The organism is Furfurilactobacillus sp. W61-4 (assembly GCF_057545565.1).
In genome coordinates this window covers 284,280-295,702 of record NZ_BAAJNZ010000004.1, presented here as the reverse complement: position 1 = coordinate 295,702, position 11,423 = coordinate 284,280, and the positions used below count along the sequence as shown (strand labels likewise).

8 protein-coding genes, 1 pseudogene and 1 riboswitch are annotated in these 11,423 nt (G+C 46.1%); of the genes and pseudogenes, 8 read left to right on the top strand and 1 reads right to left on the bottom strand.

The window, feature by feature from the left end; genetic code table 11:
* From AC27FN_RS07105 to AC27FN_RS07080, 6 genes and pseudogenes are all read left to right on the top strand, one after another.
* Positions 1-1,083, top strand: a 1,083-nt coding sequence (locus AC27FN_RS07105) for an MBG domain-containing protein (RefSeq protein WP_487167302.1), incomplete at its 5' end; no start/stop codon positions are given.
* A 15-nt stretch (positions 1,084-1,098) separates the two neighbouring features.
* Positions 1,099-2,064: pseudogene (locus AC27FN_RS07100) on the top strand (MBG domain-containing protein); the annotation flags it as partial.
* A 282-nt stretch (positions 2,065-2,346) separates the two neighbouring features.
* A complete protein-coding gene (locus tag AC27FN_RS07095) occupies positions 2,347-4,704 on the top strand; it encodes a MucBP domain-containing protein (protein ID WP_487167315.1) in 2,358 nt (785 codons plus the stop codon).
* Positions 4,705-4,911: 207 nt separating this feature from the next.
* A complete protein-coding gene (locus AC27FN_RS07090; RefSeq protein WP_487167301.1) occupies positions 4,912-5,562 on the top strand; it encodes a hypothetical protein in 651 nt (216 codons plus the stop codon).
* Positions 5,563-5,760: 198 nt separating this feature from the next.
* Positions 5,761-6,678 carry a metal ABC transporter solute-binding protein gene (locus AC27FN_RS07085; protein ID WP_487167300.1) on the top strand — a complete coding sequence of 306 codons (918 nt, stop codon included), beginning with the start codon at positions 5,761-5,763 and terminating at the stop codon, positions 6,676-6,678.
* Positions 6,679-6,753: 75 nt separating this feature from the next.
* A complete protein-coding gene (locus AC27FN_RS07080; protein ID WP_487167299.1) occupies positions 6,754-8,370 on the top strand; it encodes an FAD-dependent oxidoreductase in 1,617 nt (538 codons plus the stop codon).
* Between the two features lie 86 nt (positions 8,371-8,456).
* Here AC27FN_RS07080 and msrA read toward each other — a convergent pair whose 3' ends face one another.
* Positions 8,457-9,278 (bottom strand): peptide-methionine (S)-S-oxide reductase MsrA, encoded by an 822-nt coding sequence (gene msrA, locus AC27FN_RS07075; protein ID WP_487167298.1) that lies wholly within the window; start codon positions 9,276-9,278, stop codon positions 8,457-8,459.
* Positions 9,279-9,451: 173 nt separating this feature from the next.
* On the opposite strand from msrA, the gene AC27FN_RS07070 reads away from it, so the two are divergent.
* Together AC27FN_RS07070 and AC27FN_RS07065 are read left to right on the top strand one after the other, a co-directional pair.
* Entirely contained in the window at positions 9,452-10,480 is a 1,029-nt protein-coding gene (locus AC27FN_RS07070) for a hypothetical protein (RefSeq protein WP_487167297.1), read from the top strand.
* 75 nt (positions 10,481-10,555) lie between these two features.
* Positions 10,556-10,674: riboswitch (FMN riboswitch) on the top strand.
* Positions 10,675-10,791: 117 nt separating this feature from the next.
* Positions 10,792-11,391: an ECF transporter S component gene (locus AC27FN_RS07065; RefSeq protein ID WP_487167296.1), complete on the top strand. Its 600-nt coding sequence runs from the start codon at positions 10,792-10,794 to the stop codon at positions 11,389-11,391.
* The last annotated feature ends 32 nt before the right edge of the window (positions 11,392-11,423 follow it).

Genomic DNA, 11,423 nt, shown 5'->3' with positions numbered 1-11,423 from the left:
TTTACGCCGACGGCGAGTGCGGATGCGGCGGTTAACCAGAACTACAAGATCACGGTAGTTGGTGCCCAATATACGATTGATAAAGCTGAAGCGACGATCACGGGTGTTGCCGGTAGTAAGACTTACGATGGCAAAGCCGCTCAACCAACTGCGACTGTAACTGGTGCAGTCAATGACGAACAACTTGAGTACACAATTGGTGAAGTTGGACCAAATGCGGGCACGTACGACTTTACGCCGACGGCGAGTGCGGATGCGGCGGTTAACCAGAACTACAAGATCACGGTAGTTGGTGCCCAATATACGATCAATAAAGCTCAAGCGACAATTGTCGGCGATAATGTGACCCATGTTTATGATGGTCAGACGGTCCTGCCAACGGTAACAATAACAGGTGCAGTGAACGGTGAAACGCTTAGTGCTAAGTCGTTAGCGCCAGTTGGACCTGATGAAGGTTCCTATACTTTTACGCCAAGCGCTAGCGATGATGCAGTAAATAATAACTATAAATTTACGTACACACCGGGCACGGTAACCATCACTCGAGCACCATTAACGCAAGCTGATGTGCGTTTGCAAGATGGTTCAAAGACTTACGATGGTCAAGCCATTGTCAATGCGGGTATGGTGATATTATCAACTGGTTTGACAGTCCCTGAATTAACGCAGGGTACCGATTATCTAGTGACCGGTGATGGCAACGGTTTGGTCAATGCGGGTACGTACAAAGTCACATTGACACAGCAAGGGTTAGAAAAAATTGCTGCAGCTAATGATAATTACGACTTTAGTCACGTTGATCCAACCCAAGTAACGGCGCAGTACGTTATCAATAAAGCTCAAGCGACGATTACTGGTAATGATCTGACCCACGTTTACGATGGCAATACGGTTCAGCCAACGGCCACGGTAACCGGTGCGGTCAATGGGGAAACGATCACCTATGACGAACTATCTCCAGTGGGACCAAATGTCGGTCAGTACGAGTTCACACCAACTGCTAGTGATAATGCGGTGAATAAGAATTACGACTTTACCTATAAATCAGGTACAATAACGATCACGAAAGCAGTATTGACATAGACGGATGTTACCTTAACAGGTGGTGAAAAGACTTATGACGGACAGGCCATTGCCAACGCAGGAACGGTAACGTTACCGAGCGGCTTAACAGTTTCAGAATTGACGCAGGGCACTGATTATTTGGTGACTGGTGCAGATGATCGATTGATCAATGCAGGCGATTACACCATTACGTTGACGCAATCTGGGTTAGACAAACTTGCGAAAGCGAATGTCAACTACGACTTTAGCCATGTCGATCCAAGTCAAGTGACGGCGCAGTATGTGGTCAATAAAGCCAAGGCCACGATCACTGGTGTCACAGATAGTAAGACCTATGATGGGCAAACTGCTCAACCAACGGCGACTGTGACCGGTGCGGTCAACGGCGAAAAACTTGTTTACACAATTGCGTCAGTTGGACCAAATGCGGGCACGTACGGCTTTGCGCCGACAGTGGATGAGAATGCGGCGGTTAACCAGAACTACGAGATTACGGTGACTGGCGCTCAATACACGATCAATAAAGCTACGGCCACGATCACGGGCGATAATGTGACCCATGTTTACGATGGCAAGACGGTTCAACCAACCGCAACGATAACCGGTGCGGTCAATGGAGAAAACCTTAGCTATGACCCACTCGCGGCAGTTGGACCAAATGTAGGCCATTACAGCTTCGCCCCAACTGCGAGTGATGTCGCGGTTAACCAGAATTATAACTTTGTGTATAACCCAGGTACGGTAACCATCACGCCAGCGCCGTTAACGCAGGCAGATGTTAGCTTAACCGGTGGTGAAAAGACGTATGATGCCGCTGCTATTACCAACGCAGCTACGGTGACGTTGCCAACTGGGTTAACAGTACCGACTTTAATTCAAGGTATCGACTATGATGTGACTGGGCTGGATGCTAGTTTGAAAAACGCCGGCTCATACACCGTTACATTGACGCAAGCCGGTTTAAACAAACTAGCTGCCGCCAATAAGAACTACGACTTTAGTCAAATTAATCCGGCGGTTGTTAAAACAAACTATGTTGTTCGTAAGGCAACGGCGACGTTGACCGGTAATAGTCAAACTAGTGTCTTTAACGGACAGCAAGTTACACCAACGGCTACGGTAACTGGTGCCGTTAACGGCGAAACAATCACCTATGTACCTGTTCAGGCAGTTGGTCCAGATGTGGGGACGTATTACTTTATTCCGCAAGCGACTAATGATGCAGTCAATGCTAACTATGATATTAAGGTTGTTGCCGGGACAATTGTGATCCAGCCGGCGATGGTGACTGATGTCGCGCTAGTAGGTAACACGAAGACCTATGATGGCCAGGCAATCACACAGGCCGCCAGTGTCAAATTACCATCTGGCTTAGTCGTACCTGAATTGACGCAAGGTATTGATTATACTGTTACGGGATCAGATCCAGACTTGACGAATGCGGGCAGCTATACGGTGACATTAACGGAGGCTGGCCTAGCTAAGTTAATGGCAGCTAACAGTAATTATGATTTCAGCAAGATCATTGCTAACCAGGTCATGACCACTGCTGTCATTAACAAGGCTAATGCAACGATTGCTGGTAACAATGTCACCCATGTTTACGATGGGCATACCGTAACGCCAACGGCTACCGTAACCGGTGCGGTCAATGGCGAAACCATTCAGTATGGTGCATTAGATCCGGTGGGTCCTAATGTTGGTCAATATGCCTTCACGCCAACTGCCAGCGATAATGCAGTGAATCAGAATTATAACTTCACTTATGAAGCAGGTACGGTGACGATCACTCAAGCAGCACTAACCCAGGCTGACGTGACCTTGCAAGGTGGCTCGAAGACTTACAATGGACAATCAATTACCAACGCCGCCACGATTAACTTACCAACTGGTCTGACGGTACCGGAATTAACCCAAGGTACTGATTATCTAGTGTCTGGCGCCGACGACCGTTTGACCAATGCTGGCACATACAACGTCACCTTGACGCAAGCCGGATTAGATAAGCTGGCGGAAGCCAATGCTAACTATGACTTTAGCCAGATCGATCCAACCCAAGTTAAGGGGCAATATATCGTCAATAAGGCGTTAGCAACCTTAACGACTGATTCAGCTACCAAAGTGGAAGGTAACCACGATCCGCAATTGACGGCGACTGTAACTGGTCTAATCGGTCAGGATCAGTTGAATTACACGGTTAGTCGAGTGGCCGGTGAAAAACCGGGTCAATATCAACTAACGGTGGCAATGGGCGATAATCCAAACTACGATGTGCGGATAACTAACAGCGGCTCGTTGAAGATCTTGGCGGCGGTCACGGTGAACTATGTCGATCAAGATGGCAACTCGATTGCTGCAGATCAACGTCAGACACTGACTGGTCAGGTCGGAAGTACGCTGACAGTCACAGCACCAACGATCGCCGGGTACACGTTGATGCCAGGTCAACCAACGAGTTATGTGGTGACGAATATGACTGGTCAGACGGTGACCTTGCAGTATCGCCAGAATGCGTCGGTTACGGCTCATTACTATTTGGTTGGCACAACTCAGCAGCTAGCGGACAGTGAGACGCAAACGAGTGGCGTTGGGTTAGCTTATACGACCAACGCCAAAGCGATTGCGGGATATACGCTGGTCGCTACGCCAAGTAATGCGACAGGACTGTATGCTGGTGAGCCAACGGACGTTAACTACTACTACACCGTTGATTACACGGTCATTGCGCAAACCCCAGATGGTACTGCTTTGCCAGTTGGCCCAATTACGGGAACCGGGACGCCAGGTGAAGCCATTACCGGCTTGCCGACGTTATCAGGGTACACGTTGACTCAGACACCGGTAGTTCCGGATCAGCCGGGGCAGGTTGTCGCAATTTACACGCCAGATACCGAACAGCTACAGGTTAATTACTGGCTCAATGGTAGTAAAACAGCGATTGTGCCAAGCCAGACGATCAGTGGTCCATTTGGCGGTGCTTATCAAACAACGCCATTAGATATTCCGGGCTATACGTTAATTTCAACGCCAGCTAACGCCAGTGGCACGTTTGGACTAGAAAATGCAAATGTTACGTATTATTACGAGCTTAATTACACGCTGCAACCCGTTGATGAAAATCGTCGGCCAATTGACGGAGCGCCATCAGTTAGCGGGCACGGGACACCAGGACAAGGGATTGATTTATCAACATTACCGTCCATTCCTGGTTACACATTAGTCAATCAGACAGTGACCGTCCCTAATCAACCCGGGGTAGTAAATGTTCAATACGTTAAAAACAGTCAGCCAATTGATCCTGGCGATGGTGGTCAACCGGTAGCGCCGATTAATCCGATTGATCCAAATGAGCCAGTCGGACCTGCACAACCGGGTAACAATGGTGGCACAACGTCTGGTCAGAATGGGTCTAGCACGATTTCAACAGGCCGTGAAGTGGATCGCATAGGTTCGACTAACCAGCAGCAAACTGATGTGCCACAACTGACCAACTTGCCGGCAACGGCAGCGCGTCAGCAAATTAACTGGGCATTGCTGGGTGCTAGCTTCATGTTTAGTGGCTTCGCGTTCATTCTGCTAGGTAAACCACGTCGCAAACAGAATCGTCGATCAACCAGAGTAAGTGGTAGTCGGCATTAATAAGTCTGTTGTTTGGTCAAAAGACGAAGTGATTTAAGTAAGTGAACACCTTTAAGCGGTCGTTATTTCCCCAATCTTTTTGGAAATAGCGGCCGCTTTTTGGCTTTCAATATCAGATTGAGGTGTGTCATTAACTAGCGCTTATCAAACCGTTACTGGTTTAGTATGATAGTTAATGAAGATGATCCTAATTTAATGAGGTAATGAATGATGCGAAGTCAACAACAAAATCAACGACGTACCTGGATATGGGTTTTACTCGCGATTGTCTTAATCGTCGCTGGAATCTTGATTGGGGTGCTTTTGGGTCGCGGTAGCAATTCATCGAAAACGAGTGCACCGGCAACGTCACAACGTCGCTCAACGTCTGCTAGTTCGGTTGCCAGTCAAAATAACTCAGCTTCGTCTGCGTCATCAAGTGCTGAGTCGAGCAGTCCATCTTCAACCGAAAGCGTGGCGGCTGGTCCATACTCCGTCTCGACAGAAGAGTTGAATGCGATTCGTACCTGGGATTTTCATGGCGTCAATGTGCCACGGTCAGTGAATTTGTCATTTAATGATGACTCTGGCGCAGGCACAATTACGATTGTCGGGGCCCGTGGCGGCAGCTTTGGTGCTACCTATGTAGAAATCCCGACGAAAACAATTCGCGTTTTTTCCGCTGGTACAAATACGATTCGGTCGGTTAAAGTAAATAGTGAATTGCAATTTAACGCACCGATTGCGGATGAATTGTCATCTGCGGGCTCCTTATACGCCTTTAAAAATAAGCAAGGTGGCATTTCTTTGGCGACACCGAATTATGCTGGCAATGTCAGCGATGATGAAATGGACGTCATGATCGAATTAACCCATTGAATATGGATTGATATAGAAGGGGCCTAAATTCAAGGCCCTTTTTTTAATCAACAGTTTATTTCTTGATCAGACACATTTTCATTAAGTTACTCAAAATTTCTTGTTAATGCTTCTTTTTTTACTTGCTAGACTGAAGAGAGTTCGGTATAGTCTAAAACGTAATCGTTACTGTTTAGACAAAAGAAAGAAGGCACTAATGTGAAACATTTCGGACGAATCATTGGTTTAACATTACTAGCAGCCATTGCAGCGATTGTGATGACGGCGTGTGGAACTAAAAAAGCGGGCCCAGCCACGACGAGTTCCAAGCCGATTCATGTCGCCGCTAGTGTGGATTTCTATGGACAAGTGGCACAGGCGGTCTTAGGCGATCATGGAACGGTCAGCTCGATAATCAATAGTCCCAGTGTGGATCCGCATGACTTTGAGCCAACAACCAAGGATGGTCAGACGGTGTCGAAAGCCAATGTGGTCTTGGCCAATGGAATCGGTTATGACAACTGGATGAGTAAGTTGGCCAAAAGTAATGGAAATGGCAAGCAAACTGTCGTTAAAGTTGGTGAAAATGTTTTAGATAAACATGTTGGTGACAATGAACACGTGTGGTATCAACCAGCGACGATGCCGAAATTAGCTAATTACTTGGCCGATAAGTTTGGCAAAATCGCACCTAAATATAAAAAAGATTATCAACGTAACGCACAACGTTACATTAAGACCTTACAAACGTTGCAAACAGAAATTGATCAATTGAAAGCTAAGAGCAATGGTCAAAAGGTGGATGTGAGTGAACCGGTGTTTGATTACGCATTAGATGCTCTCGGCTACCAACGCAACAACCACAAGTTTGAACTGGCCGTTGAGAACGGGACTGATCCTTCACCGAAAGAGATTCGTTCAATGGAAACTGACATTAAGCAGCACAAAATTGCCTTCTTTGTGAACAATAGTCAGGCCAGTGATAATACCGTCAGCGCGATGGTGGCACTCGCTAAGAAAAATCAGGTGCCGGTGCTGAACGTAACTGAAACATTACCAAAGGGCAAAACCTATGAAGCATGGATGATGGACCAGTACCAAGCCTTGGCAAAAATTCAAACCCAAATTCACCAATAAAGATTGAATTCCACTGCTTGAATCCGCTTTCATTTACCAGTACGCTTAAGGTAACTTAGGTAGGAGGTACGGAAAATGAAAGTGATCGTCATTGGTGGGGTTGCCGGAGGGCCTTCGTTTGCGACCCGATTACGGCGCCTTAATGAGGCCGATACCATTATCATGATCGAGCGTGGGCCAGATATTTCTTATGCGAGTTGTGCACTACCATACTATTTGGGCGGCGTGATTGACGAACGGGAGACCTTGATTGAACGTACGCCGGCTGGCTTGGCTGCGAAGAGTAACTTAGATGTGCGCGTCAATAGCGAAGTAACGACGATTGAACCACAGCAGCATACTGTGACGATCAAGTCTGCAGCTGGGTCCCGTTTAGAAACTTACGACAAGCTGGTGCTTGCAACTGGTGCTCGGCCAACGCTACCACCCATTCCAGGGATTAGCGAAGTCACTAATGGATTTGGATTACGTAGTGTTGCCGACGCAGATCAGATTAAAGCATTTATGCACGATTATCAGCCACAGCGAATCACGATTATTGGTGCTGGCGCTGCCGGACTAGAGTTAGCAGAAAACTTTACAGCACAAGGGCTGCAGGTTACATTGGTTGAACAAAGCAGCCACGTTGCCACACCATTAGATCCTGAGATTGCCACTGTTTTAGAGCAAACCTTGGTTGAGCATCACGTCGGGATTCACCTAGGCATCAAAGTGAGTGCGATTAGTGAGGGTGGTCGTCAGCTGAAGTTAAGCGATGGTGAAACATTAGCGACAGATATGATTATTTTTGCGACTGGTGTGCGCCCCAATAACGAGGTTGCTGCAGCTGCAGGGGTGATCTTAACCGACGATGGTCACATTCCGGTCAATGATCAATTTATGACTAATGTACCAGACATCTATGCGATTGGGGACGTGATCGAGACCACTAGTTTAATTACTGGACAACCGATCGCTAGTGTCCTGTCGTCAGCAGCCAATCGGCAAGGTCATTTATTAGCGGATATTATTAATGGCAGTGATGACCATTATCCTGGCTTTGTCGGTGCCAATGTGGCGAAGGTGTTCAATTTAACGGTCAGTTCGGTTGGCTATACGGAGCAGAGTTTGGCGGCGGCTGGTATTCAGAGTGGGCAATCGGTGATGATCACGCCATTTAGTCACGCCTATTTTTACCCCGGCGCTGCCCGCGTGAATTTAAAACTCGTGTATGATGGCGAAACAGGCCAGATTTACGGTGGCCAGGCCGTGGGCGAAGACGGAGTGGACAAACGAATTAGTCAGTTATCTGTCGCAATTAGTGCGAAGATGACCGTGGCTGATTTGCCAAATTTAGAGATCCCTTACTCACCACCGTTTTCATCGACTCGCGATGCCTTGAACATTGCTGGCTACGTCGCTTTGAATCAAATGGCGAACATTGGCCGAACCGTTAAGTTATCAGCCTTATCCGCGGCGCAGTTAGCGCAAGCGACGATACTAGATGTGCGAGAAGCTGGCAGGCAAACAATGGGCCACGTTCCGGCAACGGTATGGATTCCGTTGAGCCAGTTACGGGATCGTCTTGCTGAGTTGCCGGCCAATCAACCAGTCTATTTGACCTATCGACCAGGGCTCAGTAATTACAACGCAGCGAGAATTTTGGCCGCGGCGGGGATTGAAGCTAGCATCATCGATGAATTAGGCGAATAAGCTCAAGATTTGAATAGACAGTAAAGACGCGTCACAGCCTAGTTTATGCTAGATTGCGGCGCGTTTTAGCTTGTTGATTGTCGGTTTCACACGCGATGCGTGAGCCGGTAGGTTTTGTTTTGAAGCCGTTGAAAGGCCAAGAAGCGCTTTCGTTCACGTTCAATGGCACGGTAACGCTGATGTTGCTTTCGATAGAAGTCTTGATGAAAGTTTTCTGCCGGCCAGAACGTTTGAGCAGCTTGAATTTCCACGACAATCGGGCGATGGTACTGACCACTGTCGATGACACATTGTTTGCTGGCCTCAGCAATGGCACGTTGCTGATCATTTTGCACGAAAATAATTGGTCGATAGCTGTTCCCGCGGTCATTGACTTGTCCGCCGGCATCAGTTGGATCAATGAGTTGCCAATAAATGTCGACTAACTGGGGATACGTGATTTGGCGGGTATCGAAGATGATTTCTACCGCTTCAACGTGTCCCGTTGTTTGGCTCATCACTTGCTCATAGGTCGGATGATCAACATGACCGCCGGTATAACCAGAGATGACCGAAATAATGCCAGGCCGTTGATCGAATGGTGAGACCATGCACCAAAAGCAGCCACCAGCAAAGATGGCGCGTTGCTGGTAAGGAAGATCATCGGCTTGATGCACGGATAGATCAAACGTTGCAATGGGATGCGTGGGTTCGACGAGTTGCTGATAGAAATCGGTGACATCTGGTGATAAATTATTGCGAACGGCTAATGGTCGGAGGGCGACTTCCAAATTGGCGAGCGCCTGCTTAATTGATTGACCTTGCTCAATTGCATTTTTTGCGACCACTAATTGTTGACGTTCAAAATCACGGGTTCCAGGCGTTAATATCAGGTTATACAAGTTGGTTAATGATGCTTGATCGGACATGGATTGCTCACCTCCTTGGATTGTGTAGCAACTTTTAATGTGCAGTATAACACCTAACTTTAGATAACTGATTCCAGATGTTTAAGGTTATGACCGTTATATACAAGATTATAAAGTAGTGGTAAACTACAAAAAGTAAGCGATTGCACAAAAAATCACAAGGAGAGTTATTCATGATGCAAAAATCACATTTTGGAATTACTAGTCTACTTACTTCACTTTTATTAGGCGGTGCTTTATTTGCCATGTTGCCTAGTCAGGCTGTCAAAGCTGATGACAATCAAATTGTTATAAAGCAACTTGATACATCACCACATAACAATGAATCCTTTGCTGTGACAACAGTTGCTATGAAGGGTGATAAGATTCTAGCAGCAAATATTGATGAGTTTCAATTTGTAAAAAAAGGAACAAAAGGTTTTACAGCGGTTCCAAATAGCAATAGTGATTTTGGCAAAAAGGGCTACAAGAAGGGTCAAATGTTGATTTCTAAAGCTAATAACGATCAGGCTTATTCTGACCTGATGAAGAAAGTAGCGAAATCTACTAAAAGCAGAGAGGAATCGTTAAATGATATTGAGAGCTATGTTAAAGGAAAAACGGCGACAGAGCTTTTAAAAACGGCTAGGCAGAATAAAGCCATGCAGAAAAAAATTATCTCTGGGGCTACTTTAGCCAGTACCAATGGCTATGTTAAATCAATTGCTAATGCAGCGCAAAAGGGGTATGTCTCCAAGGGGATTGCATTAAATAGTGACGATGTTGTGTTGAAACAATTAGATACGGCGCCGCATGGTAAACAATCATTTGGGGTAACTACTGTGGCGATGAACGGTGATAAAATTGTTGCATCATCTATTGACGAGTTCCAATTTGTTGCTAAAAATAGTAAAGGATTCAAAGGAGTTCCAAACAGTAACTCTAAGTTTGGTAACGAAGGTTATAAGAGTGGCCAAATGCTAATTTCTAAGCAAGTGAATGACAAGGCATACTCTGCTCTGATGAAGAAAGAGGCAAAATCGAAGCAGTCTCGGATGAAATCTATTACAGCAATTAATAAATTTGCTGCCGGGAAAACTGCTAGCGACCTATTAAATACTGTTACTGAAAATAAAGATAAAAAAAGCGATGTTGTATCCGGTGCTACTCTAGTTGATACTAAGAATTATTTGAACTCTATTGCACAAACTGCTAATCGTTAGTAGTCGAGATTTTGTGCAAGTGAAAACAGTGGATTTTTTTTATTCGAAGTGATATAAAAAAGTCAATTTAATATGGTTAGTCTTCAGGGCGAGGTGAAATTCCTGACCGGCGGTAAAAGTCCGCGACTCCCATTTGGGATAGATTCGGTGTAACTCCGAAACCGACAGTACAGTCTGGTATAAAGAAGATTAGGCGCGGTGGGCACATCGGGCCATTCTGTCTGCGTTTCTGAAGTGAAATGTGGGCAGATTTTTTGTTTATGACGCTCTGAAAATGGCCAAAACTCATTTGTTTTTAGGAGGCCTTTTTCATGGGAAGTACTCGTTTACAGCGGTCGATTAGCGTTGCAATTCTCGGTGCGTTGTCTGCCATTTTAATGTTTTTACAGTTTCCGATCTTGCCGGCTGCGCCATACATGCAGCTTGACTTGAGCTTACTGATAATCATGTTAGGATCAATCTTGTTTGGCGCTCGTGACGGAGCGGTAATTTCGTTGATTGCCGTCCTGATTCACATGTTTGTACGGGGGATGAACCCATTATATGTGATTGGCGATTCAATCGCGTTTGTGGCTAGTTTAGCTTATGTGTTACCACTGTACGGAATGTTGCGCGTGAACTCGTTAAAGAAGTCATGGCGCGTGGTGATTGGTATCGTGCTAGCAACGGTGTCCTTGACGCTCGTTATGGCAATGTTCAATGGATGGGTGATGTTTCCAATTTATATCCAAGCTGGCGGGCTGCCACAATCAACGAATATCATGGCATTGATCACTAGTGTCGTTGTACCATTCAACTTGATTAAGGGTGTGATCATCGGTTTGTCTTTCTGGTTAGTTTATTGGCGATTGGAACCATGGCTGAATCGCCAACAACCTAATGTGCCCCTTAAGTCGAAACACATTCGTTAAATCTTAGTGGCTAATTAAGTGGTTGATTGTGT

Bases quoted from the DNA above. Each gene is read 5' to 3' on its own strand.
- AC27FN_RS07090 (WP_487167301.1), top strand. From the start codon at position 4,912: ATGATGCGAAGTCAACAACAAAATCAACGACGTACCTGGATATGGGTT.
- AC27FN_RS07065 (WP_487167296.1), top strand. From the start codon at position 10,792: ATGGGAAGTACTCGTTTACAGCGGTCGATTAGCGTTGCAATTCTCGGT.
- AC27FN_RS07095 (WP_487167315.1), top strand. From the start codon at position 2,347: ATGGTGACTGATGTCGCGCTAGTAGGTAACACGAAGACCTATGATGGC.
- AC27FN_RS07070 (WP_487167297.1), top strand. From the start codon at position 9,452: ATGATGCAAAAATCACATTTTGGAATTACTAGTCTACTTACTTCACTT.
- msrA (WP_487167298.1), bottom strand. From the start codon at position 9,278: ATGTCCGATCAAGCATCATTAACCAACTTGTATAACCTGATATTAACG.
- AC27FN_RS07080 (WP_487167299.1), top strand. From the start codon at position 6,754: ATGAAAGTGATCGTCATTGGTGGGGTTGCCGGAGGGCCTTCGTTTGCG.